Below are 25,534 nucleotides of genomic sequence, written 5' to 3'. Positions count from 1 at the left end.
GAAGCCGCTGATTGACTAAAAGAAAAAGGTCTACCTAAAGGTAGGCCTTTTTCTTTTTGCTAGTCTTCGACTAGCTAACCCTACTAGACCAGCCTCCAGCCAAGGTTGTAGAGGTTGTATCTATGTACGTGTCCGTGTAAGACGGCCCTGGGAAAAGCAGGGCAGTAGAAGATGGAGGAGTGAAACGACGACAGATTCACTGCATCGCTTTCTTCCGAACGTAAGATTTACCGAGCTGCGAAGCAGAGAAGGGAAATCCACAGTGAGGAAGCAAGTAGGGCAACCGAAGAGGTCTTAGAGCTAAGCGACGCAGCCGAACCATATGAGTGCTTCCGAACGTAAGATTTACCGAGCTGCGAAGCAGAGAAGGGAAATCCACAGTGAGGATTGATAGGAAGCCACGGCTAATGGTAGTATCTAACTAATCCATACGGTAACGAGGCACAACGTGCCAATGTTACCGAACCGTAAAGCAGTTGAGCTACTTTAAATATATGTAAATAAACTTTATCTAATCGATACCGCGGTGCGCAGCACCAATGGTATCGAATCGTAAACTAGTTGAGCAACTCCATATTTATGTAAATAACAAGCCCCATGATCACAAAATCATAGAGCCTATATATTAATAACAACTTATTAGGAATTTAATATATATACAAAAAAAGAGCTGCCTAAGCAGCTCTAATTCTTTATTATTCTACACCAACCATTACGCTAGTGGATTTGATAACAGCGACAACTTCTTTGCCAACTGCTAAGCCTAATTCTTTAACGGATTGAATAGTAATGTCAGCAGTAACAATATTATTATTACCTACGTTGATTTTTACGATTGCATTTACAGCGCCTTCTTGGATCTCAACGATAGTACCTTTTAATTGATTTCTTGCACTTAATTTCATGGATATCTCCTTAAAAAACAATACAAAAAGTATATATATTATAATATTTTGCATATAATTTGTGATATACATTACATCACAAATTATATGGAGCGGGCGAAGGGAATCGAACCCTCCTCTCAAGCTTGGGAAGCTCGCATTCTACCGATGAACTACGCCCGCACGATGTAAATATTGTATCATATATTTACATATACATTCAAGTAATCATAGATATATCTATGATTATACCTATAGTAGTAAATGTATTGAATTACTTTCAATCTAGATGTATAAAATAATAGAAAAGGAGGAATTCGTATGTCAAAAGTATATAAAGTTCATAAATGGTTATCTATCATTTCCTTAATTTTCTTCTTAATGTTTTGTATTACAGGATTAGTACTCATGTTTCGAACTGAGTTAAATGCATGGGCTCAAGGTGGAACAACACATCATTCATCAGCTATAATGTCGATGAATGAACATGAAGAATCTATATTTAAGTATGCTGATCAGGGGGCACTACTTGTTAAACAGAAATATCCATCAAAAGATATTTTGAATATATCCCCTGCTATGGGGGCTACACATATTTTACGGTATCGTATTATTGAATCTACGGCTACGGTAGCACCTCCAGCTCGCATGGGAATGGGTGGGGATTATGTTTTATATAATCCTATATCTAAAGAACTGATTACTTCACATAATGAGCCTCCTGTACATCCTTGGATTCGTAGTATGTTACATACTCTTCATCAATTACATACACGATTAGATTTAGGTAAAATTGGCATATATATTGTAACATTCTTATCATTTTTATGTAGTCTCACTATTATTTCAGGGATTTTTTTATATGGTCCATTTCGTAAAAGTTATTCTAAAGCCTCTGTTTTATCTAAGAAAATGAAAATAGGTGCATTACATCGTGAATTCTCAATAGTTGCAACGGTCTGGGGATTTATATTATGTATAACAGGTGTATGGATTGGGGGCTTTTTTATTGCAAATGATAACTATAATGCCGATGTACTTCATAATGCTAAACAGGAACTTTCGATTGGACAATCTGAAATATTGCAACCATCAGAAGCAATTTCTCGTATAATGAAAGTATATCCAGATCGACAAGTTATTTCTATGGATTATCCATCTAAGTTTAACAATTACCATTATGCATTTTATTTAGGTGCAGAAAATGATGATGATCCAGCTATGTTTCTTGGACAGCCTGTATATGCTAACTTGTATGTCGATTCTAGTAATGATAGATTTTCTACTAAAGCAGTTCCATGGTATTTTACAGGTATGACAACTATGATTAACCTACATATTCATAATCATAATACGATGGCTCTGAAGATATTGTGGGCTATATGGGATATTGTTCTCATTATTGGTATCGTGACTGGACTTATGATGACTATTATTAGAAAGTATAAAAAATCAGATGTAATTCTATCTAAAGTATCGGTAGAGGAAAAGCATATTTGGCGTACACCATTATTTTGTAGTATATCTGTTCTTATAGGATTGCTTCTACCACTTTGGCAAAATCCTGTTATGAATACGATTGCTGCTATTTGTTTAACTGTATCACTTATTGTATTTTTTATCTCTTTACTTAAAGAAAGTAAACAATATTGATTATTTTCGAACTGAAATGATATAATAATAAATATAGTTGTTTTTATATACATAAAAATACGTATTATTATTTATGACTCAGAAAGTGGTAGTTATTATGAATTTTATAAAAGCATTTTTCCAGTCAGAGTCTGCTGGTGGGATATCCTTGCTGTCCGCTGCTATTTTAGGCGTTCTTGTGGCGAACTCACCGATTGCAGCACAGTATTTTGCAGTCATGCAAATACACCTTGGTCCAATGACTATACTGGAGTGGGTAAATGATGCCTTAATGGCTCTTTTTTTCCTTTATGTTGGTATAGAGATCAAGAAGGAAATGATTTCTGGGGAGCTTGATACGAAGGCGAAACGTGTGCTTCCCGTATTAGCCGCATTTGCAGGTGTTATTACGCCAGCTATTGTGTATTATTTTGCGGCTGGATATATGCCAGAATATAGACATGGTTGGGGGATTCCTACCGCTACAGATATTGCTTTTGCTATAGGCGTTATTACAATGCTTGGTAATAAGGTATCTACAGCGATGAAAGCCTTTCTAGCTGCATTAGCTATTATTGACGACTTGATTGCCATAGTCGTTATTGCTCTCTTTTATGGGGCAGGCGTTAACTTTATGGATTTAATAGCTGCTGCGGCTGTAACTGGTTTACTGATTTATACTAATAAGCAAGGCTATTTAAGACCACTTCCGTATTGTGTTCTAGGATTAGTTCTTTGGTATTTAGTTTTAAAATCTGGTGTGCATGCTACCATTGCCGGTGTTGTACTGGCTATGACAATTCCTTTTAAAGGTAAAGTTATAGATAAGGTAGTATATCCTATGGAAGAATGGGCGCATGCTTTACGCAATTGGGTAAACTTCCTAATTATACCATTATTTAGTTTTTTAAATGCTGGTGTATCCTTTGCTGATTTTTCCATAGACAATTTATTCCATCCTGTAATCATAGGTGTTTCATTCGGTTTAATCTTAGGAAAACAATTAGGTATATTCTCTGCCGTCTACATTTTGGTTCAATCTAAGGCAATTAAGATGCCTACAAAAACGACGTGGCCTGAAATTTATGGGACAGCTATTTTGTGTGGTATTGGCTTTACTATGAGCCTTTTTGTTGCTACACTGGCTTTCCCACCAGGTATAACACAAGAAATGGCTAAGGTAGGTATCTTTATAGGATCAATCACGGCAGGCTTGCTAGGTGCGATTGTCCTAATTTTAGCTTATCAAATACGCAAGATGCGTGGTAAAATTTAATAAAATAATCTTTTGTAAGTATAGAAAGGATTCAAATGGAACGCATTTTTGTTTTCTTACGTTCTCCAGGTGCAGCTACATCTGTACTCCTAGGAGCAACAGTACTCGCTTTAATTTTAGCGAACTCTCCATCATCTGAACAATACTTTCAAATCGTTAATCACCATATAGGTAATCTAACAATTTTAGAATGGGTTAATGATGCATTGATGGCAATCTTCTTCCTTTTTGTAGGTCTCGAAGTTAAGCGTGAATTAGTATCAGGTGAGCTTAATACTAATGCTAAGCGTGTGATGCCAGGCATTGCCGCATTATTTGGTGTTCTAACGCCCGCTTTTATCTACTACTTAATTGCAGGTTTTCATTCTGAATATATACATGGTTGGGCAATACCAACTGCTACGGATATTGCATTTTCCATCGGTATTATATCTGCGTTAGGCTCTAGAGTACCGAATTCAATGAAAGTATTTCTAACAGCTCTTGCCGTTATAGATGATTTGATTGCTATCATCGTAATTGCAATCTTCTATGCGTCAAGTATTCACATGATGTATTTAGGTGTGGCTGTCGTAGTTGTAGCTGCTTTAATCTATTGTAATAAGCAAGGATATGTACGACCTTTACCATATATCATTTTAGGGTTTATCCTTTGGTATTGTGTATTAAAATCTGGTTTACATGCAACTATGGCTGGTGTAATCTTAGCTATGACAATTCCTTCAAAAGGTAAACGAGGCCGTAAGTATGTTCGTCCAATGCAACATTGGGAACATTTATTATCCAATTGGGTTAGTTTTTTAATTGTACCAATATTTGCATTCTTTAATGCCGGTGTAGATTTACGTAATGTATCTGTTAATGACTTAACACATCCTGTAGTGCTTGGTGTTGCATTAGGTCTTATTATAGGGAAACAATTAGGTATTTTTGGTGCAGTATTTGCGATGGTGAAATGTGGCCTTGTACCAATGCCTACAGAAGCTAATTGGAAGCATGTATATGGTACTGCGATTGTATGTGGTATAGGCTTTACAATGAGTATCTTCGTATCTATCTTGGCATTTGAACCCGGTCACGCTCAAGAAATGGCAAAAGGTGGCGTTATACTTGGCTCATTAATCTCTGCATTATTCGGCTACATCTTCTTAAGACTTGTTGGTGCAAACCGAAAAGAATGTCATATTGGTGTATACCATAACTGCTAAAATTGAATAAAACTATTAAATCTCCATTATAGACTGAAGAGTATTTCCGACTTTAGAAGTAATCTAAGCGAATATTCTTGCAGGATATAATGGAGATTTTCATTGGTATCTTATAATTTTATGATATATATGTAATACACCCTTAAAACTATACTATAACTATAATTTAATATATATGAATTATTGATATTAATAGAACTTTTATGGTTTATAGATTATTTAAAACTGTATAGTATACTACTTAATGTAAGGTGAGGTGTATATGATAAAAAAAATAATTATTACATGTACGCTTGTTTGTATGATTGTAATGGTATCCTCTGTATCATTAGCAAAAACTATTGATCGGGGGCAACGAGGGCATCACGTTAGTAAGGTGCAAACCATGTTAAAGCATCAAGGTTTTTTACATGATTCTATAGATGGCATTTACGGTCATAATACAGAACAAGCTGTTCGAAAATTTCAAAAATCTAAAGGGCTCCCTGTAGATGGTCGTGTTGGTCCTGCTACGATGAATGCTTTGGAAAAGATGGAGACTCGTTATGGAGGCCATGGCACAGAACGCAATCATAATGGAGTGCCTAATAAATACTCTAAAGTTTTAACGATGGAGGCTAGTGGCTATTCATCTCAAGATCCTGGCAACGGAAAATATACAGCTACAGGTAGTCGTCTACGGAAGGGACTTGTGTCTGTAGACCCTAAATTAATTCCTTTGGGAACGCGATTATATATTGAAGGTTATGGCTATGCTGTAGCTGACGATGTAGGTGGTGCTATTAAAGGGCATCGCATTGATTTAGCTTTTGATTCTCGTGCAGAAGCATTACAGTTTGGACGTCAATCTGTAAAGGTTTATATTTTATAATGATAACTCTCTAGTTTTATATGATTATATGATAGATGTATAGACTACAATCATATTCTTGTATAAAATGCTAGAGAGTTTTTCTTTTACCGAATTATAATGTATTCAAAACCTCGAATATTCGGAAATTATGGTATAATAAATAATAGATATATGATGATGACTCATGATGTTAAATTAATGAGCATACTCAATAGTTATATGATGAATAGTAAAGGATAATCCTATGGATAAAGTACGGCGTGTAGAACGAATGGTGGCAATGACAAAACTGTTAGTTGATTCACCGCAAAAATTGATTCCTTTAAATTACTTTTGCGACTTTTTTGGCATGGCTAAATCAACGGTTAGTGAAGATTTGACATGTGTAAGGCAGTCTATGGAACACTTTCAACTGGGGACCTTAGAAACGGTGGCCGGTGTAGCTGGTGGGGTACGATTTATTCCGCATCGTAAGGGAACACAAGCGAACGATATTTTACGCGATGTACAAGCTCGTTTAATGGAGCCAGATCGCATCATTCCAGGTGGTTTTATTTATATGTCTGATATCTTATATGATTGGCATGTAATGACACGTCTGGGTGAGATTATTATGACTCGTTTCGTGGACCGTGAACCAGACTATATTTTGACTGTAGAGACAAAGGGGATTCCTTTGGCTGTAATGGTAGCGAGAGCTTTCAATAAACCACTTGTTATTGCTAGACGTGATAGTAAGGTAACAGAAGGTTCTGCTATTAGTATCAATTATGTAACAGGTTCCTCTGGGCGCATTCAAACTATGACTCTAACTAAACGGGCAATTCCTCCAAATGCGAAAGTGTTAATTATCGATGACTTTATGAAAGCTGGCGGTACCGCTAAGGGGCTTAAAGAATTAGTTCTTGAAATGAGTGGTGTCGTTGTTGGCACAGGTGTTCTTGTAGCTACAGCTGAACCAAGTCCGAAGTTGATCGATGATTATGAATCACTATTTACTTTTTATGGTATCGATGAAAATACAAAGAAAATTAGTATAGAGCCTGTGTTAGATGCAGAGTAAATCATTAATATTAGGAAGATTATAGGCTGATATAATGGTTTATATTGAGTATTGACCTATGGGCTAAATAATGACGTAAATAATATTTAAAATGGGTTAGAGATATAAGAGATAACAGATAGGAGATTACTATGAATATTGCAAGCCTTATTTTAGCTGCTGGTAAGGGCACGCGTATGAAGTCTAAATTGCCAAAAGTGTTACACAAGGTCGGCGGTAAGGCGATGGTAGAACGCGTTCTTGAAACGGTTCAATCCATTGGTACCAATCGCGATGTTGTTATTGTTGGTTTTGGTGGCGATGCAGTACAAAATTACTTGGGAGAGCGTGCTGAATTTGTTCGTCAAGAAGAACAAAATGGTACAGGTCATGCAGTTAAGATGGCTCAACCAGTACTTGGTGACTATGATGGTACAATCTTATTGTTATGCGGTGATACTCCCCTGGTTACAAAAGAAAGTTTAGAAGCGCTTTTAGAAGAACATAAAAATTCCGGTGCAGCAGCTACAATTTTAACTGCTCATATGCCGGATCCAACTGGTTATGGACGTATCATTCGTAATGAAGTGGGTTCTGTAGTTCGTATCGTAGAACAGAAAGATGGTAAACCTGAAGAATTAGCGGTTCAAGAAGTAAATACAGGTATGTACGCTTTTGATAGTAAAAAACTATGGCCTTGCTTAGATCAATTATCTGATGATAATGCCCAAGGTGAATTGTATATTACTGATGTAGTAGGTATTCTCGTAAATGGTGGCGACAAGGTAAGTGCATACATGACTAAGGATTTTGAAGAATCTTTAGGTGTAAACTCACGTTTGCAATTAGCAGAGGCTGAAGCTATATTAAAACATCGTAAAAATGTTGAGTTAATGACTGCTGGCGTAACAATTATTGACCCTGAAAATACCTATGTGGCTCCTGAGGTAACAGTAGGTGCAGATACAATTTTGCATCCTGGTACAGTCCTTGAAGGTGATACTATCATTGGTGAACGTTGTGAAATTGGACCACATACTCGTTTGACGAATGTAAAAGTCGGTAATGATACGATTATCCATTTTACTTATGGTCATGACTGTGAAGTAAAAGACGGTGTAGATGTAGGTCCATATGTCCATTTGCGTCCAAATACAGTTTTAGGTAATAAGGTTCATGTAGGTAACTTTGTAGAAGTTAAGAACTCTATTGTTGGGGAAGGTACCAAGTTTCCACATCTCTCCTATATCGGCGATAGTGATGTTGGGGCCGGTGTTAATATTGGCTGTGGCACTATTACCGTAAATTATGATGGGAAAGTTAAGCATCGTACGACTATTGGTGATGGTGCATTTGTTGGTTGTAATAGTAACTTAGTTGCTCCTGTAACAATAGGTAATTATAGCTATGTAGGTGCGGGCTCAACTATTACTAAAAACGTACCAGATAAGGCCTTGGCGGTAGGTCGTAGCAAGCAAATTGTGAAAGATAATTGGGTAACAGAGGATACTTTCAAAAAGAAATAAAAAAAATCTCATATTTTTTAACACAATTAGGTCAAAATAGTATACAATAAAAAGGCAATAGTGTGTATCTGTAATGTATGGATTATGGATAAGTAACCAGTATAGGAGCAAATGAAAGGGTAACAAAATGGCATTTGAAGACGGCAAAAAACTCAAGATTTTCACAGGTAATGCAAATCCTGCATTGGCAAAGGAAATTTGTGATTATTTAGGGTTGCCTTTAGGTGAAGCATTTGTAGGTCGTTTTAACAATGGCGAAGTACAAATAATGATTGATGAAAGCGTACGTGGCAAAGATGTATTTATCATTCAACCAACTAGCTATCCTGTAAATGATAATTTAATGGAACTCATGGTTATGGCTGACGCGTTAAAACGCGCTTCTGCACGTCATATTACTGCAGTAGTTCCTTACTATGGCTATGCTCGCCAAGACCGTAAGACTCGCGGTCGTGAGCCGATTACAGCTAAGTTAGTAGCTAATTTGATGCAAACGGCAGGTATTACACGTCTTGTAACAATTGATTTGCATGCAGGCCAAATTCAAGGTTTCTTTGATGTGCCTGTAGATCATTTGTTTGGCGCATCTATTTTGGCTAAATACATTAATGAAAAAAATATGGAAGATGTTATCGTTGTATCTCCTGACCTTGGCGGTGTTACAAGAGCTCGTGATTTGGCTGACCGCATTGGTGCACCGATTGCAATCATTGAGAAAAAACGCCCTGAACCAGGTGTGGCTAAAGTTATGAATCTCATCGGTGATGTGGCAGGTAAAAACTGTATTATTATCGATGATATCGTAGATACGGCTGGATCCTTGGTTGAAGGTGCTAAAGCATTGGAAGAATTCGGTGCTAAATCCGTTACCGCCGCTGTTACACATGCAGTGTTGACAGATCCGGCAAGTGAACGAATTGCAAATTCCAATATTAAGGAACTTATCGTTACTAATACTATTCCATTGCCGGAAAATTGCAACTTACCAAATATTACGCAATTATCCGTAGCTCCATTGTTGGGTGAAGCAATTATGCGTATCTTCCATGAAGTGTCTGTAAGTAATTTATTTGATAAATAATAGGTGATTCTTGAAATTAGTAGTAGGCCTCGGTAACCCCGGCAAGCAATACGAAAAGACAAAACATAATATTGGATTTATGGTTATTGATGCCATAGCCGATAGTGTCCCTCACACGCCTTGGAGAGAGGAGCAACGTGCTGAGGTATGCAGTATTACCGTAGATGGTGAGAAAGTATTACTTGTAAAGCCGCAAACATTTATGAATCTAAGTGGTGAGTCTGTAGGACCGTTAATGCGGTACTATAAAATTGATCCATCTGATGTGTATTGTATCTATGATGACATGGATTTACCTATAGGTAAGTTGCGTATTCGACCAAATGGTAGTTCAGGTGGACATAATGGGATTAAATCTTTAATTTCCCATATAGGAACAGAAAATTTTCCTCGTTTCCGCGTAGGAATTGGACGTCCATTGCCACAATGGACTGTCATTGATCACGTTTTAGCACCATTTAGTGAAGAGTCGCAAGAGAAGGTACAAAAAGGTATTAAGGATACGGTAAAAGCCGTATTAGGCACCTTAGAGGTAGGTATTGATAAAGGCATGAATCAATTCAATCCTAAACGTCGTCCACGGCGATAAATACATGCATAAGGGCATGAGTCTCATTGAGATTCATGCCCTTTTTACGAGGTACATATGAGTAATCAAGAAAAAATGCCTTTTGTAGAGGCTTTAGAATCATATAAAGAACAACATTTTGTGCCCTTTCATACGCCAGGTCATAAGATAGGTGTTGAAGCACCTCAACTGTTAAAGAATTGGATGGGGCCAGCGTTATCCTATGACTTAGGTGTTATGTATGCTTTAGATGATTTACATGAACCTGAACGGGAATTAAAAGAAGCGCAAGACTTAACAGCCGAATTATATGGAGCTGATTGTTGTTGGTTTTCTATTAATGGTACTACAGCTTTGATCGAAGCCATGATCATGGGGACTGTAGGGCCTGATGAAATCATTATCATTCCTCGAGAAGCACATCGTTCCGTTATTAGTGGGCTTGTCCTCTCAGGAGCCAAACCAGTATATATGGACTGTGATTTTGATGAACGCTGGGGAATTCCACTAGGTGTATCATTAGAAAATGCTATCAAATCAATGGATGCACATCCAGAGGCAAAGGCGATTCTTTTAATTTATCCAAACTATTATGGCGTGGGCATAGATATTGTTAATATCATACAAGAGGCTCATAAGCGGGGACTTATTGTACTTGTTGATGAAGCTCATGGGCCTCATTTGCCGTTCTCTGAAAGTTTACCTATAGAGGCTATAGAGGCTGGAGCAGATTTGGTGGCTCAAAGTACACATAAATCTGTTGGCTCTTTGACACAAACATCTTGGCTATTAGGGCAAGGTAAAAAAATTGATAAGCGGCGTATTACGCAAATGCATCAAATGCTACAAAGTACGAGTCCAAACTATATTTTCCTTGCTTCCTTAGATATGGCGCGCCATCAATTAGCCACAGCAGGTAATGATTTAGTAAGTCGTGCAGTAGAGTTGAGTATGTACTTACGTGAGGAACTCAATAAAATTTCTGGTATTGCTACTATGGAATATACAGATATTCAAGAGCGGGTAATAAATTATGATTGTACTAAGGTGCTGATTGATGCAAAAGGCTTAGGTTTAACAGGTGTAGAATTTGAACATTTATTGCGCAATCATCGTATCGAAGTGGAGTTAGTACAGGCAAATCATGTGTTAGTGCTTATTACCATAGGTGATACAAACGAGTCTGTAACTGCTCTTATTAAGGCTGTACAAGCTGTAAGTGAAAAGGTGTTACGTACATTTAAAGAATTTAATAATACAGAGGAAGAGCAATTGCAAGACATTAGTAAAGATTCTGCGCTGCTGCCAGCGCCTATTGTGCGCATAACCCCTCGTAATGCTATGTATGCAAATCGTGAGCAAATACCGTTAAAAGAAGCACTTCATCGTATTGCAGGGGAGACAATTGCTTATTATCCACCGGGGATTCCCTGTGTAGCAGTAGGTGAAGAGATTAGTGCCTCTGTGTTACAATATATAGAGAATCGAAAGGCTCTAGGTTATGTACCTAATGGGTCTGATGATATGACATTGGAAACAATTTGGGTGTTACAGGAGTAATTATGGGGACTTTGATTATATTAGAAGGCGGAGACGGCAGCGGTAAGGCTACACAAACTAAACTCTTAGTAGAACGCTTGACCAAAGAAGGGCATGCCGTTAAGTCTGTGAGCTTTCCAAACTATGATAGCGGCGCCGCTATGCCTATTAAAATGTATTTAGCTGGTGAATTTGGTAAGAATGTACATGATGTAAATCCTTATGTGGCAAGCTCCATGTACGCTATCGATCGATTTGCTTCCTTTAGAACTGATTGGGAACAGTTTTACAAAAATGGGGGAATCATCATTGCAGATCGTTATACAACGTCTAACATGGTGCACCAAATGGTAAAATACGATAATCCGAAGGAACGCACTGCATTTTTAGATTGGCTTGAAGATTTTGAGTTCCAAAAATTTGGCTTGCCTAAACCTGATGCGGTATGCCTTTTAGATATGCCCCTTGAAGTGAGCGAAGCCCTTATGGCGGAGCGCACTGGTAAAACAGGAGGCAATACTGGTGATATTCACGAAGGAAATCATGCATATTTAGTAGCCGTTCACGGTGCGTATGAAGAATTAGTAAAGCGTTATCAATGGCACCGCATACCTTGTGCTTATAAAGCTAAGTCTAGTCAGTATACGTTGCGTACTATTGAAGAAATTCATAATGATGTATATAGTGTAGTAGAAAATCTACTACCTTAGAAAAAGGCGACTCTTTTAAAAGTCGCCTTTTTCCTATATAATATTAATATTGAGCATGTATTGATAGGAGGCGCTATGACATATTTTGATTCTATAATTGGTCAAGATTCGATTAAGGCACACCTATCTGAACTTGTAAGTCGTAATGCATTACCTCATAGTCTCTTGTTTTATGGCGAATCTGGTCTTGGCAAGCTAGATATGGCCATAGGCCTAGCATCTTTATTACTAGGGCGTCAAGTATTCTCTCAACCTAAGGGGGAATCTTATTTAGCAGAGGTTAAGGAAGCCCGTTTAGCAAATGGGGATACGGAAAAACGTATCGAAGCCGAAGGATTACCTATCTATATGGATAAGGGTGATGCCTTTTGGATTCGCCCTATGAAAACAACCTTAAAGGTAGAGCAGTGGTATTCATTATTACAAGATCATCTGTCTGTGGCGGGCAATGGGAACCGCGTTGTCATTGTGGAGGACTTTCACACAGCCAATGCAGTCATGGCAAATTCTATGCTAAAAACCATTGAGGAACCGCCCGAACAGGTGTACTTCATCATTATTACGAACAAGATTAACACCGTATTGCCTACCATCATTTCTAGATGTATGGGCGTTGGTTTTAACAGTGTTGATGTAGATACGATTCGCACCGCTTTTGTAGCGCGTGGAATTACCGGTGATATAGAACAGGCTTTGTTAGCTGGTCATGGTAATCCACAATTGGTGGAAAAACTGGCGACACAAGATTGCATTGAAATGCTAGAGTTAGCCGTTAAGGTGATGGACATATTAGCTTTTGAAACGCGATGGTTTACTATGATTTCCTTAGCTTGTGAAAGCTTATCTCGTGAAAGCCTAGCGGAATTGATGCACTGGCTACGCCTTGTAAGTAGAGATATGATGGCTATTAAAATGGGTGCTCAAGATACGCAATTACAAGTACCTATGTACAAAACTCAATTATTACGATTATTACCGCGCTGGTCCATGCAAGCATTGGCTAAGGTTATTACCGAAACATTGCAAGCAGAACGGGCTTTGCGCTTACATATAAAAACCGCTCTCGTGGTGGACGGTCTTAGTATCGCCCTTCATGATGCTCGGGAGGAGGATTAAATGCTAACCATAGTTGGCGTACGCTTTAAAAAGGCGGGAAAGATTTATTATTTTCAGCCTGAACAATTAGAACTATCCGTTGGGGATGGGGTTATCGTTGAAACAGCACGTGGTGTAGAATACGGCACGGTTGTGATTGGACCCAAAGAGGTCTTTGAAGATTCTGTTGTTGCCCCTGTGAAACCTGTTATTAGACAGGCAACTTCTAAGGATTTGAAACAAATTGAGAAGAATAAAGAGCGCGAAGAAAAAGCCTTTGAAATTTGTCTCGAAAAAATTGAAAAACGCAAGTTACCGATGAAACTTATCAATGTGGAATACACATTTGATATGAATAAGATTATATTCTTCTTTACTGCAGATGGCCGTATTGACTTCCGTGAGCTCGTTAAAGATTTGGCAACTATATTTAGAACGCGCATCGAGTTACGCCAAGTGGGTGTCCGTGATGAGGCTAAAGTACTAAATGGTATTGGTGCTTGTGGTCGACCTTTGTGTTGTTCAAATTTCTTAGGTGACTTTACGCCTGTATCGATTCGCATGGCAAAGGATCAAAATTTGAGCTTAAATCCTACGAAGATTTCTGGTGTATGTGGTCGATTGATGTGTTGCCTTAACTACGAAGATGATTTATATAAAAAAGGTGGCGACCTATATGTGAAGAAGGAACGCCCTCAATCTCCTCAAGATATAGCACCTCCTGGCATTGGTAAGGAGGTTGTTACCGATGAAGGTATTGGTAAAGTTTTAAAGGTAAATCATCATAAACATACTGTAAAGGTACAGCTCGAAGCGGGCTGTACTATCGATTTGAAATGGTCCGAGGTGGCATTGCCTGATGAATGATCAAGAACGACTTGATGATTTAATTATCGATGGCTTACAGATTTATCAGCGTTCTGATATGTTTCGCTTTTCCTTTGACGCCATAGCACTCATTCATTTTTGTCGTTTTAATGGTCGTCATACCTATGTTGATCTTGGAACGGGGTCAGGGGTTATGCCGCTTATAGGTACGTCATTAGGGGCAGGTCATATTACAGGTATAGAAATTAATGAAACTCTCGTTGAGTTGGCTAAGCGTAGCGTAGAACATAATCGTAAACAAGATGTGGTAAATATATTATGTGGCGATTATCGACATATGACATATCGCGATATACAAGATAAGCCTTTTGATGGTGTTATTGTTAATCCCCCTTTTTATGATTGTGAAAGCGGTGCAAAGCCTACATCTGAAGAGCGTACTTTAGCACTTCATGATGGACATACAACTTTATGTGATGTTCTGAAATCGGTACACTCCTTTATTAAATGTAAAGGTCGCTTGTGGATGATTTATAGTGCTAGTCGCTTGCAATATGTATTACATGAACTAGAAAAGTTTAACTTCCAAGCAAAACGAATTCGGTTTGTTCATGGTATGCTAGATAAACCAGCAAAATTAGTTTTGATAGAGTCTATTTTTCAAGGTCAGGCAGGTCTTGTACTTGAGCCACCACTCATCGTTTACAAAAAAACGAATGTGTACACGAAGGAGGTGTCCTCTTGGTATGAACGATAATGAATGGGGCACCTTATACTTGGTGCCTACACCGATTGGTAATTTAGAAGATATGACGTATCGATCTGTTCGTATTTTGGGTGAGGTAGATGCTATTGCGGCTGAGGATACGCGTCATACGGGCATATTGTTAAAACATTTTGATATTAAAAAGCCTTTGATTTCTTATCATGAACATAATAAGGAGGAAAAAGGTGCTTATATTATGGAGCTTTTGTTAGAAGGTCAGTCTATTGCTTGCGTTAGTGATGCGGGTATGCCTGCTATTTCTGATCCAGGGGCAGACCTTGTAACAAAGGCCATTGAAGAAGGCATAACTGTAGTTCCATTACCAGGAGCCAATGCGGCGTTAACAGCACTTATTGCATCAGGTTTAGATACTAAATCCTTTACCTTTGTAGGGTTCTTGCCTAAACGGGGGAAACATCGTATTGAAGAATTAAAAAGACTTTCACAAGTGATGGGAACTTTGCTGTTTTACGAAGCCCCGCATCGATTACAAGAGGTTTTACAAGATATGTATGAAGTCTTTGGTAATCGCTCTATAACGGTGGTAAGGGAACTGACGAAGAAGTTTGAAACCTTCGTACGCACCGATCTAGAAAGCCTTATAAAGGATTTAGAACAGCTCACCTATAAAGGTGAATTCGTCCTTATCGTAGGCGGTGCTGATACAGTGGAGTCTGATACTAGTGAAGTGTTGGATAAACCAGTATCTTATGAAGATGCTGTGCAAGCCCTTGTAGATACAGGGGTACCTAAAAAAGAAGCTATTCGCCAGGTGGCAAAGCGTTTTAACGTTTCCCGCCGGGATGTATATAATATTGTAGAACGTTAAACCTTCCCATTCGAAGGTTAGAAGGAGGCTCATCATGGGAGACACAAAGAAAACGTATTATATTACGACACCTATTTATTATCCAAGTGCTAAGTTGCACATTGGTCATACGTATTGTACATCTGTAGCCGATACAATCGCACGTTTTAAACGATTAGCAGGATATGATGTACGTTTTTTGACTGGTTCAGATGAACATGGCCAAAAGATCCAACGTGCTGCAGAAGCACAAGGCATTACTCCTCTTGAATATACTACAAATATTGTAAATGGTTTTAAAGCATTGTGGGAAAAAATGCATATTTCCAATGACGATTTTATTCGGACTACCGATGAACGTCATGAAAAGGTTGTTCAAGCGTTATTTACAAAAGCTTATGAGAAGGGCGATATTTACAAAGCCGAATATGAAGGCTGGTATTGTACACCGGACGAAACTTTTTGGACAGAGCAGAAGCTAGGACCTAATCATACTTGTCCGGATTGCGGTCGCCCTGTAGAGCGTGTTAAAGAGGAAAGTTATTTCTTCAAACTCGGTAAATATACGGATCAATGGCTTAAGTTTATTGAAGAGAATCCTGACTTTATTCAGCCTGAATCTCGGCGTAATGAGATGATTCAATTTGTAAATCAAGGTCTAGAAGACTTGGCGGTGTCTCGTACATCCTTTGATTGGGGAATCAAGGTTCCATTTGATCCTAAACATGTAGTATATGTTTGGTTCGATGCATTAGTGAACTATATTAGTGCACTCTCTCCATTTGATGGTGATGGTGAACTATATAAAAAATACTGGCCTGCAGATCTCCATTTAGTAGGTAAGGAAATCGTACGTTTCCATACTATTATTTGGCCTATGATGCTCATGAGCCTTGAGTTGCCATTACCAAAAAAGGTATTTGGACACGGCTGGATGATTGTAGATGGCACAAAGATGAGTAAATCCTTGGGGAACGTAATCGATCCAATCCCATTGATTGATACATATGGTGCAGATTCTTTGCGTTATTACTTATTAAGCGAGATTACGTTAGGTAATGACGGCAACTTTACGTTACCTAACTTCGTTACAAAAATTAATGCAGATTTATCTAATGATTTAGGTAACTTATTAAACCGTACTATTGCGATGATTGAAAAATACCATGGTGGTGTGATTACAAAATGCGATGATATGGATGATTTGGATCGTGATGTATCTACATTAGCCGTTCAAACTGCAAAAGATTTTGAAGCGGCGATGGAAAATATGGAGCTTAATAAAGCTATCAAAACTGTATGGTCCTTCATTGGTCGCATGAATAAATACATTGATGAAACAATGCCTTGGGTATTGGCTAAATCTGAAGATGCTCATGATAAAGCGCGCTTGCAATCTGCTATGTATCACTTGGCAGAGGCATTGCGTATCATTGCCATCTTAGTAAGTCCTGTAATTCCTGTAGGAGCTCCAAAAATCTGGGAACAATTAGGGCTTACAGGTTTTGAAGCGGCTACGTTGGAAGATGCTAAAACTTGGGGATTATTGGCAACAGGTACTAAAGTTGTAAAAGGTGAGCCTATCTATCCACGTTTTGAAGTTCCTGAAATGGTAGATGTAGTTGTTACAGAAGAAGTTGAAGAAGCTATAGATACATCTAATATTCCACCATTAAAAGAAAATATTACCTATGATGACTTTGAGAAACTCGATCTTCGTGTAGCTAAAGTTATAAGCTGTGAAAAGGTGCCTAAGTCCAAGAAGTTGTTGAAATTTGTATTGGATATCGGTATTGAAGAACGCACAGTATTAAGTGGCATTTCCCAATATTATGAACCGGAGGCTATGGTTGGTAAAAAGGTAATTTATTTGTCTAACTTGGCTCCTAAAAAGATGATGGGCATTGAGTCTTATGGTATGATTTTGTCCGCCTCTGATTGGGAAGAACATTTAGAGGTAACAAATATCGAATCATTACCGGCAGGAAGTGTGGTTAAATAATGAAACTTTTTGATACACATGCTCATGTGAATGATGGGCGCTTTGATAATGATCGTAATGAGATGTTACAAGCCTGCTTTGATACAGGTGTAGAATATATTATGATTCCTGGTGTTGACAGAGGTACCGTTGAGTCTGGTTTAGCTTTGGCTAAACAGTACGATCAATTATATGCGGCTGTAGGGACTCATCCCCATGAATCAAAGGACTTTACAGAAGAAGACTACGAGTTTTATAAGGAACAAGCTCTTAACAATGATAAGGTACGTGCTATTGGTGAAATTGGACTAGATTATTACTATGATTTTTCTGACCGTGAAACACAAAAACGCGTATTTATTCGTCAGTTAGAGCTTGCTCGTGAAGTAGATCTCCCAATTATTATCCATGACCGCGATGCACATGGTGATATTATGAATATCTTGCGCAATGAAGGGAAGGATAACTGGGGCATTTTCCATTGCTATTCTGGTAGCTGGGAGATGGCAAAAGAAGCCATTAAAATGGGCTTTTATATTTCCTTTGCAGGTCCTGTAGTATTTCCTAAGTCTACAAATCTTAAGGAAGTGGCAAGACAAGTGCCATTAGAACGAATACTTATTGAAACCGATTCACCGTATTTGACACCACCACCATTTAGAGGCCGTCGTAATGATCCAAGTAAAACTCAGTTTGTGGCAGAAGAAATTGCAAGCCTTAAAGGGCTCGATGTAGATGAGTTTTGTGAAATTGCTTTTAATAATGGTAAACGAGTATTTGGTATCGAGTAAATGTAGAAACTAGTTCATAAGATAATTAGCGAATAAAATATCTGTTTGGCTTTAATTACTAAGTTTTTGCGTACAAAGTATTAGAATACATGATAAAACTAAATTAGAATTATAAATTATAAAACGCGGTTCTCCCTTAGCGGTGAGAATCGCGTTTTTCTATGGTATACTAAAGTATATTCAGACTGAACAGAAGTAAGATGAGGATAGCAACATGAAACGTATTGCATTTATAGATTTAGGCTCGAACTCAGTTCGTTTTGTCATATATGAAATTTCTAAGACTGGTAGTTATCGACTGATATATCAAGAGAAAGAAAGTGTACGTCTCAGTGAGAATATGTGGGGAACTCACGAACTGACCAAAGAAGCTATGGAACGCTCTTTGCGTGCTCTAAAAGGTTTTGTACACATGGCTGATGCAATGGAGGCAAATACGATTAAAGCTGTTGCTACCGCAGCAGTACGTTTGGCTAAAAATGGGGATGCTTTTATTAAATCCGTAAAAGAACGAACGGGTTTGGATTTAGAATGTATTGCTGGTGAAGAAGAGGCTCGCCTGGGGTTTCTTGGCGTTATCAATACCATTGGACTTAAGGATTTTATTATTTTTGATTTAGGTGGTGCCAGTACCGAGATAACCCTTGTACGAAATCGTCATATTACAAAATCGGTGAGCTTGCCGATAGGGGCCCTTACCTTAACAGGTACCTATCAAAAAGGGGATGAATATACTCCTAAAGAACTTGATAAACTGACGAAAGTTGTAAAGAAAACGATTAAGGAACATACATGGCTTCGCAATGTGAAATTACCGCTTCTTGGTATCGGTGGCACTGCTCGTAATATTGCTAAAATGGATCAACGCAAGTTATCTTATCCTATTACAAAGCTACATAATTATGAAATTCCATATCATAGATTCCATGAAATTTTGGAAGAAGTAAAAGGCAAAACTCTAGAGGAGCGCAAAAAGATTAGTGGTTTATCATCGGAGCGCGCTGATATCATTATTGCAGGTCTCACTATCGTAGAAGAATTATTTAACTACGTAAATACTAAAACACTCGTTGTTGGTGGTTGTGGTTTGCGAGAAGGTTTATTTTACGACTATTATGGAGCGCACTACTTAGGTGGTAACTCTATTATTGATGATATTTTAGTACATTCTGCAGAGAATGTATTATTAGGTATGACTAAACATGAGTTAGTTCATGCTAAATATATTACAGATTTAGCTATTAAACTGTATGATGAATTAGAACCACTTCATAGAGCTGATAAAAATACAAGACGTTGTTTGATTGCGGCTAGCTTATTACATGATATTGGTAAACGGATTAATTATTATAGTCATGCCCGACATGGCTGTTATATGCTTGTCAATAGTAATTTATATGGGCTTTCCCATATTGAACAAGCTTTTAGCGCGTTCCTTGTTATGAACTCTCATGGTTTGACGCCAAAAGAGTATAAAAACTTCTTATACGGTAAATTGTTAGATCAAGAACAGCGTTTGTTGGGACAAAAAATATCTATTATTCTAGCCTTGGCTGAAGCTCTTGATGAAAGTCATGAACAATTCATTCGCCATTTATCCGTGAATCTAAAATATACTAGTGTACAATTAGTAGTAACCTATTTGAACGGTCGCGATATAAGTGTCACAAAAGCGGCTGTAGAGAAATTAGGAAAATCTTTTAAAAAAGAATTCAAGAAAACATTAGAAATAGAGTGGAAGGAAGCTCGTAAGGAGGCATAATGGCATTACCAAAAGCGTTACGATATGCAGTGCTACATGTAGGCTCCAGTAGCATGAGTATTACTATTTTAGAATACAAGGGCATCGATGATGTACGCGTTATAGATTATGCAGCTAGGGAGGTAACCTTTGGGGAAGAATTATTCCAAACCTCTCGTTTAAGTTTTGAAACGATTGAGGAAATTTGTCATATATTAAAGGGATATAAACAATTAATGGCTGATTACGGTGTGAGTCGCTCTAGATTATATGGTACTACTGTAATACGTGAAGCCGCTAATCGTCGTAGTATTCTGGACCAAATTTATATTCAAACAGGTATGCGTGTTGAGGTTATCGACATGCCTAAAGAGGTGTATTACAAATATGCCTTACTATACTACAAGATGACTAATCAGTACCGCTTGACGGATCCTACAAAGGCAACATTATTCCTTGATATTACTTCTGGTGGTGTAGGTTTAACCGTTTGGCGTGGTGAAAGCTTATTATTCCAGCGCAATATGCATAGCGGGTCATTACGTGTTATGGAATCTTTTAATCGCAACCAACGTTCCTCTACATCGTTTCCAATGGCTATTACTGAGTATTTACATCGCATGATAGGCCCATTACGGGAGGAGCTTAAGACCTTCAATATTAATAGTGTTATTTTATCAGGCGATGAAGCTCAATATATGGCGCGTCTCATGGGAGATGGCAGTAATAAGGACGATATTATTACAATTGAACCAGAACGTTTTAAGGGCTTCATCAAATCCTTTGATGGTGTAACAGCCACTAAGTTGATCAATCGATATAAACTACCTGAATATAAGGCGAATATTTTGATGCCTACTATGATTTTATTTAATGAAATTATAACAGCTATAGAGCCTAAATCGTTGATTTTTAGTAGCTTCTCCTTCTCTCAAGGAATAAGCTGGTTCTATGGCGTTGAGGCGGAAAATAATCCCTTTATGTACCAATTGCGTGAGCAAAATGCTCAATTAGCTCGTGCTGTTGCCGCTAGATATCATACAGACAGCATTCATGATGCTGAGGTGGAACGTTTCAGTTCTTTATTTTGTAAAACATTACGCCATAAAGGTTTACCGGAGCGGTGGGGTTACTTATGCCGCATTGCAGCTATATTGTGTTCTGTAGGCAAGTTTGTTAATTTACGAAACCATGGAGAGCATGCGTATCATATTGTGATGGGCACAGATATTTTTGGGCTTTCAGAAGAAGAAAAACAAGTAGTTGCAAATGTCGTATTTTATCACTATAAGGGAACTCCATCTGATGATGATACATATTTTAATTCCTTAACAGAATTACAAAAGATTCAGGTTACAAAGTTAGTAGCTATCATTCGTGTGGCCTGTGCTCTCGACGCAGGGAGTAACCAAAAAATCTCAGATGTTATATTGGAAGAGCGCGATAATGTATTGTATGTATTCTGTCGCACTAATGAGGATATTTCTCTAGAATGGTGGACGTTTAATCGAGATGCTGAATATTTTACAGAAGTATTTGGTATGGAACTTATGCTTGTAAGAGGAGGTGACCGCCATGTTCAGTAATGCTAAATATTATTTTAATCGTGAATTATCTTGGCTAAAATTTAATCAGCGTGTACTATTAGAGTCCATAGATCCAAATACTCCGCTGTTGGAGCGGTTGCGTTTTATTGCTATTGCTAGTTCTAATTTAGATGAGTTTTTTATGATTCGAGTGGCTGGCTTACGTCATCAAGTTGTGAATGGCATTGTTAAATATGATGCAGCCCATATGGATGCAAAAGCACAATTAAAGGCGATTGATGAATCTGTACAACGTCTTGTTTCCATGCAAAGCACGTATTTAAATAATGTACTGACTGAACTAGAGGCTCATGGCTTTTTCTTTACCCATCCTGATACACTAGATGTAAAAACAAAAGCTTGGCTACGCCATTATTTTGAGGAACATATATACCCCGTAGTAACACCATTGGCTGTTGACTCGGGGCATCCATTTCCATTTTTAACAAATCATACCATTAATGCAATTGTACGTATCTTTCAAATACAAGAGGATGGGACTAAGGATTACAAGATTGCTATCTTGCCAATACCATCTGTATTAGATCGAATCATTGAAGTTCCAAGCCGTGGTAATAAGGAACATCGATTTGTTTATCTAGAAGATGTCATTACTTATTATGCAAATCAATTTTTCCAAGGTTATGGTATTGAAGATTATATGGTTTTCCGTATTACTCGTGATGCAGACCTTGAAATAGATGAGGAAGAAGCAACAGATTTGCTATCTGAAGTAGAGGCATCCTTGCGGCGTCGCCGTCGTGGTGATGCGGTACGTCTTGAAGTTTGTGGAGAGATAAAGGATCACTTATTAGACTTTGTCCTTACAAGTGTAGAATTAGAGCAAAAGGACGTATATCGCATTGATGGACATTTGGATTGCCGTATGTATTTTGATTTCTGTAATTATCCAGGTTATGATAAGCTCCGATATGAACCGTTTGATCCTAAGATTCCTAGTGAATTAGTTGATTATGAAGGTGATAGCTTATTTTCTATTATTGGTAAGCAAGATCTTTTTGTTCATCATCCCTTTGAATCTTTTGCAGTGGTTGAGCAATTTATTGCACAAGCAGCTATAGATCCTGATGTATTGGCCATTAAACAAACATTATATCGCGTTAGTGGGGATTCTCCGATTATTGCGTCCTTAATAAAAGCGGCAGATAATGGGAAACAAGTAACCGTCCTTATGGAGGTTAAGGCGCGATTTGATGAAGAAAACAATATTCATATGGCTCGTCGACTCGAAAAAGCGGGATGTCATGTTATTTATGGTTTAAAAGGTCTTAAGACACACTCTAAAATTACTATGGTGGTACGCCGGGAAACGGATGGTATTAGGCGGTATGTCCATCTAGCAACGGGAAACTATAATGGTAAAACAGCTCGCATGTATACTGATTGTGGTATATTTACTTGTAATGATGAGTATGGCGATGATGCGTCACGTTTCTTTAACTTGATTTCTGGATATTCTGACCCACCAATTTGGAATAAGTTTATTGTAGCGCCTTTAAATTTACGTGAAAAAATTATGGAACTTATTGACCGTGAAATCGAGTTTGCTAAGAATGGGGAAGAAGCCTATATCATTGGTAAGATGAATTCTCTGCTCGATAAAAAGGTCATTGCTAAGTTGTATGAAGCTTCTTCTGCTGGAGTTCGTATCGATCTTATCGTGCGTGGTATTTGTACGCTTCGTCCTGGCATTGCCGGTGTTAGTGATAATATCACAGTACGCTCAATTGTGGGCCGTTTTCTTGAACATCATCGTTTGTTCTACTTCCGTAATGGAGGGAATGAAAGTCTGTATCTATCTAGTGCAGATTGGATGCCTCGAAATTTGAATGAACGTGTAGAGCTTATGATTCCTATTGAAGATAAACGCCATAAAGAACGGGTAAAAAGTATTTTAGATTTATATTTAGATGATACATTAAAAGCTCATTTTATGAGAGCAGATGGTTCGTATCATAAAATCAATGATCGAGAGAATCCTATATCTGCTCAAGAGGAACTAATGAAAGCTGCTATTGAGCATGAACACAGAGAGTCAATGACGGTCATTGAACGGTTACAACCGATGTTAAAAATGAATAGATGATGAAGAAACCTTAATATATTAGGTAATGAATTTTAATACAATTACATAACATATAAAAAGCCCATTATATGGGCTTTTTTACTTTCTTATACATTTAAAAATGAGGGTAAAGTGAAGTTTTGGGTATTCTAGAAAATATTGGTAACAATTGACAAACACATAAAAATACAAATTTAGTAATAAAAAATCTGTATATACTATATGTGGTATTAGTATTGTATATATGTACACAATTCGGAATATATTGTATAGTATTTAAAAATATCGATATGTACGCATACAGTGGACTTTTATTAAAAAATACAAAATACAAACTATTATAAATTCAGTATTTATAAAGGGTTTTGCCCTATTGTTAACTTACAGTGTTTGACAGGTTATATCTATCTGTAGTAGAATAATACCATTACAGGAGGGATTACAACATGAGAATTCATAAGACACACAAGCGATATATTTCGTCTGTTGTTGCCGGATTGATTGTAACAGCTGTAACCATGACCGGGTTTTCTTATAATGATAAAACCGTTACCGTAATGGTCGATGGTGCAGCACACACTGTTAGAACGCATTTAAATTCTAACGAAGGCATTGTACGCGATGCTGGGGTTAAGTTAAATCCAAATGATAAAGTTATTTCTAGTTCATCTACAGTTCAAAATGGAACAACCTTAACGGTTGTTCGTGCTATTCCAGTTTATGTAACTGTAAATGGTAAAACAAGAGCTGTATTCACTACAGAAACAACTGCTCAAGGTGTTGCTAATGAGCTTGGTTTCAAAGCACCTAATTATGTAGTAGTGGGCGATGAAAATGGATCTGTTTTAAGTGGTACACGTATAACAATTGCTCAAGTAACAAGCCGCTCTCTATCTACAGTAGATCAAGAAGTTGCTGTTGAAGTGGTTCGTCAAAAAGATGATACTATGGCTAAGGGCGAAGAAGAGGTTGTTCAAGTTGGTCAACCTGGCTTAGAACGAGTACAACGTGAAACACTATATAGTAATGGTACAGTTATTAAAACTAATGATGTATCTAAAGTAACACAACGTGCAATGGTACCTACAATTATTAAAGAGGGCACTCGTGAGATGACTACATCTCGTAATGTAGCAGGACGTGCATCTCGCGCTATCGTAATGGAAGCATCTGCTTATCTTGCTGGCGATGGTGATGGTGCTGGTATTACCGCTACGGGTCTACCTGCAGTACGTGGCATTGCCGCAGTAGACCCAGATGTTATTCCATTGGGTACACGTTTATTTATTCCTGGTTACGGTGAAGCTATTGCTGCCGATACAGGTGGTGCTATAGTAGGTAACAAAATCGACCTTGTAATGGACTCTTATGGGGAGGCTATGGACTTTGGTCGCCAAGACGTTACAGTGTACGTTTTGGACTAATATGATGATTTAGAGGGTATATCTATAAGATATATCCTCTTTTTATTGGACCTACTTAGCTCAGTAATATTCAATTATAATAGATATAGTAGAAGGACGCCTTATGATT

At 37.8% G+C, this 25,534-nt stretch carries 21 protein-coding genes and 1 tRNA gene; 20 read left to right on the top strand and 2 right to left on the bottom strand.

Translation table 11 applies throughout. From position 1 onward, the window contains the following. Nucleotides 1-695: 695 nt before the first annotated feature. Entirely contained in the window at nt 696-905 is a 210-nt protein-coding gene (locus tag E7L28_RS05255) for a TOBE domain-containing protein (RefSeq protein WP_004693239.1), read from the bottom strand. A gap of 88 nt (nt 906-993) precedes the next feature. Beyond that, nucleotides 994-1,067: transfer RNA gene (locus E7L28_RS05250), tRNA-Gly, on the bottom strand. A gap of 138 nt (nt 1,068-1,205) precedes the next feature. Here E7L28_RS05250 and E7L28_RS05245 point away from each other — a divergent pair. From E7L28_RS05245 to E7L28_RS05150, 20 genes are all read left to right on the top strand, one after another. Next, entirely contained in the window at nt 1,206-2,537 is a 1,332-nt protein-coding gene (locus E7L28_RS05245; RefSeq protein ID WP_004693241.1) for a PepSY-associated TM helix domain-containing protein, read from the top strand. 97 nt (nt 2,538-2,634) lie between these two features. Then, nucleotides 2,635-3,792 carry a Na+/H+ antiporter NhaA gene (gene nhaA / locus E7L28_RS05240; protein WP_004693243.1) on the top strand — a complete coding sequence of 386 codons (1,158 nt, stop codon included), beginning with the start codon at nt 2,635-2,637 and terminating at the stop codon, nt 3,790-3,792. 35 nt (nt 3,793-3,827) lie between these two features. Beyond that, nucleotides 3,828-5,000 carry a Na+/H+ antiporter NhaA gene (nhaA, locus tag E7L28_RS05235; protein WP_004693245.1) on the top strand — a complete coding sequence of 391 codons (1,173 nt, stop codon included), beginning with the start codon at nt 3,828-3,830 and terminating at the stop codon, nt 4,998-5,000. Between the two features lie 262 nt (nt 5,001-5,262). Next, complete coding sequence (locus E7L28_RS05230) at nt 5,263-5,871, top strand: peptidoglycan-binding protein (RefSeq protein WP_004693247.1); 609 nt, start codon at nt 5,263-5,265, stop codon at nt 5,869-5,871. Nucleotides 5,872-6,097: 226 nt separating this feature from the next. Beyond that, nucleotides 6,098-6,916: a pur operon repressor gene (gene purR, locus E7L28_RS05225; protein WP_004693249.1), complete on the top strand. Its 819-nt coding sequence runs from the start codon at nt 6,098-6,100 to the stop codon at nt 6,914-6,916. A 131-nt stretch (nt 6,917-7,047) separates the two neighbouring features. Next, nucleotides 7,048-8,421, top strand: a complete 1,374-nt coding sequence (gene glmU, locus E7L28_RS05220; RefSeq protein WP_004693251.1) for a bifunctional UDP-N-acetylglucosamine diphosphorylase/glucosamine-1-phosphate N-acetyltransferase GlmU — start codon at nt 7,048-7,050, stop codon at nt 8,419-8,421. 127 nt (nt 8,422-8,548) lie between these two features. After that, on the top strand, nt 8,549-9,502 hold the full coding sequence (locus E7L28_RS05215) for a ribose-phosphate diphosphokinase (protein WP_004693255.1): 954 nt from the start codon (nt 8,549-8,551) through the stop codon (nt 9,500-9,502). Nucleotides 9,503-9,512: 10 nt separating this feature from the next. Next, nucleotides 9,513-10,091 (top strand): aminoacyl-tRNA hydrolase, encoded by a 579-nt coding sequence (gene pth, locus E7L28_RS05210; RefSeq protein WP_004693256.1) that lies wholly within the window; start codon nt 9,513-9,515, stop codon nt 10,089-10,091. Nucleotides 10,092-10,148: 57 nt separating this feature from the next. Beyond that, a complete protein-coding gene (locus E7L28_RS05205) occupies nt 10,149-11,630 on the top strand; it encodes an aminotransferase class I/II-fold pyridoxal phosphate-dependent enzyme (protein WP_004693259.1) in 1,482 nt (493 codons plus the stop codon). Nucleotides 11,631-11,632: 2 nt separating this feature from the next. After that, nucleotides 11,633-12,319 carry a dTMP kinase gene (locus E7L28_RS05200; RefSeq protein ID WP_004693261.1) on the top strand — a complete coding sequence of 229 codons (687 nt, stop codon included), beginning with the start codon at nt 11,633-11,635 and terminating at the stop codon, nt 12,317-12,319. A gap of 75 nt (nt 12,320-12,394) precedes the next feature. Next, on the top strand, nt 12,395-13,435 hold the full coding sequence (locus E7L28_RS05195) for a DNA polymerase III subunit delta' (RefSeq protein ID WP_004693263.1): 1,041 nt from the start codon (nt 12,395-12,397) through the stop codon (nt 13,433-13,435). Then, nucleotides 13,436-14,281 (top strand): PSP1 domain-containing protein, encoded by an 846-nt coding sequence (locus E7L28_RS05190; protein ID WP_004693266.1) that lies wholly within the window; start codon nt 13,436-13,438, stop codon nt 14,279-14,281. Then, complete coding sequence (locus E7L28_RS05185; RefSeq protein ID WP_316604031.1) at nt 14,274-14,999, top strand: tRNA1(Val) (adenine(37)-N6)-methyltransferase; 726 nt, start codon at nt 14,274-14,276, stop codon at nt 14,997-14,999. The genes E7L28_RS05190 and E7L28_RS05185 overlap by 8 nt, the downstream gene beginning before the upstream one ends. Then, entirely contained in the window at nt 14,989-15,837 is an 849-nt protein-coding gene (gene rsmI, locus E7L28_RS05180) for a 16S rRNA (cytidine(1402)-2'-O)-methyltransferase (protein WP_004693269.1), read from the top strand. The genes E7L28_RS05185 and rsmI overlap by 11 nt, the downstream gene beginning before the upstream one ends. Nucleotides 15,838-15,871: 34 nt before the next feature. Next, a complete protein-coding gene (gene metG, locus E7L28_RS05175; RefSeq protein WP_004693272.1) occupies nt 15,872-17,818 on the top strand; it encodes a methionine--tRNA ligase in 1,947 nt (648 codons plus the stop codon). Further along, nucleotides 17,818-18,588 carry a TatD family hydrolase gene (locus tag E7L28_RS05170; RefSeq protein WP_004693274.1) on the top strand — a complete coding sequence of 257 codons (771 nt, stop codon included), beginning with the start codon at nt 17,818-17,820 and terminating at the stop codon, nt 18,586-18,588. The genes metG and E7L28_RS05170 overlap by 1 nt, the downstream gene beginning before the upstream one ends. Before the next feature lie 214 nt (nt 18,589-18,802). Beyond that, nucleotides 18,803-20,350: an exopolyphosphatase gene (gene ppx, locus E7L28_RS05165; protein WP_004693276.1), complete on the top strand. Its 1,548-nt coding sequence runs from the start codon at nt 18,803-18,805 to the stop codon at nt 20,348-20,350. Beyond that, on the top strand, nt 20,350-21,915 hold the full coding sequence (locus tag E7L28_RS05160; protein WP_004697172.1) for a Ppx/GppA phosphatase family protein: 1,566 nt from the start codon (nt 20,350-20,352) through the stop codon (nt 21,913-21,915). Before ppx ends, E7L28_RS05160 begins: the two co-directional genes overlap by 1 nt. Next, nucleotides 21,905-24,022, top strand: coding sequence for a polyphosphate kinase 1 (ppk1, locus tag E7L28_RS05155; protein WP_128114301.1), 2,118 nt, complete (start codon nt 21,905-21,907; stop codon nt 24,020-24,022). Before E7L28_RS05160 ends, ppk1 begins: the two co-directional genes overlap by 11 nt. 425 nt (nt 24,023-24,447) lie before the next feature. Further along, nucleotides 24,448-25,425 carry a 3D domain-containing protein gene (locus E7L28_RS05150; protein WP_316691670.1) on the top strand — a complete coding sequence of 326 codons (978 nt, stop codon included), beginning with the start codon at nt 24,448-24,450 and terminating at the stop codon, nt 25,423-25,425. Nucleotides 25,426-25,534 lie beyond the last annotated feature (109 nt).

It is taken from the genome of Veillonella parvula (assembly GCF_032575955.1).
In the GTDB taxonomy this organism is placed as follows: Bacteria; Bacillota; Negativicutes; order Veillonellales; family Veillonellaceae; genus Veillonella; species Veillonella parvula_J.
This window is presented reverse-complemented; position numbering and strand designations above follow the sequence as displayed.

Bases quoted from the DNA above. Each gene is read 5' to 3' on its own strand.
- E7L28_RS05170 (WP_004693274.1), top strand. From the start codon at position 17,818: ATGAAACTTTTTGATACACATGCTCATGTGAATGATGGGCGCTTTGAT.
- nhaA (WP_004693243.1), top strand. From the start codon at position 2,635: ATGAATTTTATAAAAGCATTTTTCCAGTCAGAGTCTGCTGGTGGGATA.
- rsmI (WP_004693269.1), top strand. From the start codon at position 14,989: ATGAACGATAATGAATGGGGCACCTTATACTTGGTGCCTACACCGATT.
- E7L28_RS05215 (WP_004693255.1), top strand. From the start codon at position 8,549: ATGGCATTTGAAGACGGCAAAAAACTCAAGATTTTCACAGGTAATGCA.
- E7L28_RS05190 (WP_004693266.1), top strand. From the start codon at position 13,436: ATGCTAACCATAGTTGGCGTACGCTTTAAAAAGGCGGGAAAGATTTAT.
- E7L28_RS05185 (WP_316604031.1), top strand. From the start codon at position 14,274: ATGAATGATCAAGAACGACTTGATGATTTAATTATCGATGGCTTACAG.
- E7L28_RS05200 (WP_004693261.1), top strand. From the start codon at position 11,633: ATGGGGACTTTGATTATATTAGAAGGCGGAGACGGCAGCGGTAAGGCT.
- ppk1 (WP_128114301.1), top strand. From the start codon at position 21,905: ATGTTCAGTAATGCTAAATATTATTTTAATCGTGAATTATCTTGGCTA.
- E7L28_RS05160 (WP_004697172.1), top strand. From the start codon at position 20,350: ATGGCATTACCAAAAGCGTTACGATATGCAGTGCTACATGTAGGCTCC.
- purR (WP_004693249.1), top strand. From the start codon at position 6,098: ATGGATAAAGTACGGCGTGTAGAACGAATGGTGGCAATGACAAAACTG.
- glmU (WP_004693251.1), top strand. From the start codon at position 7,048: ATGAATATTGCAAGCCTTATTTTAGCTGCTGGTAAGGGCACGCGTATG.
- E7L28_RS05245 (WP_004693241.1), top strand. From the start codon at position 1,206: ATGTCAAAAGTATATAAAGTTCATAAATGGTTATCTATCATTTCCTTA.
- E7L28_RS05255 (WP_004693239.1), bottom strand. From the start codon at position 905: ATGAAATTAAGTGCAAGAAATCAATTAAAAGGTACTATCGTTGAGATC.
- E7L28_RS05205 (WP_004693259.1), top strand. From the start codon at position 10,149: ATGAGTAATCAAGAAAAAATGCCTTTTGTAGAGGCTTTAGAATCATAT.
- metG (WP_004693272.1), top strand. From the start codon at position 15,872: ATGGGAGACACAAAGAAAACGTATTATATTACGACACCTATTTATTAT.
- E7L28_RS05230 (WP_004693247.1), top strand. From the start codon at position 5,263: ATGATAAAAAAAATAATTATTACATGTACGCTTGTTTGTATGATTGTA.
- E7L28_RS05195 (WP_004693263.1), top strand. From the start codon at position 12,395: ATGACATATTTTGATTCTATAATTGGTCAAGATTCGATTAAGGCACAC.
- E7L28_RS05150 (WP_316691670.1), top strand. From the start codon at position 24,448: ATGAGAATTCATAAGACACACAAGCGATATATTTCGTCTGTTGTTGCC.
- nhaA (WP_004693245.1), top strand. From the start codon at position 3,828: ATGGAACGCATTTTTGTTTTCTTACGTTCTCCAGGTGCAGCTACATCT.
- ppx (WP_004693276.1), top strand. From the start codon at position 18,803: ATGAAACGTATTGCATTTATAGATTTAGGCTCGAACTCAGTTCGTTTT.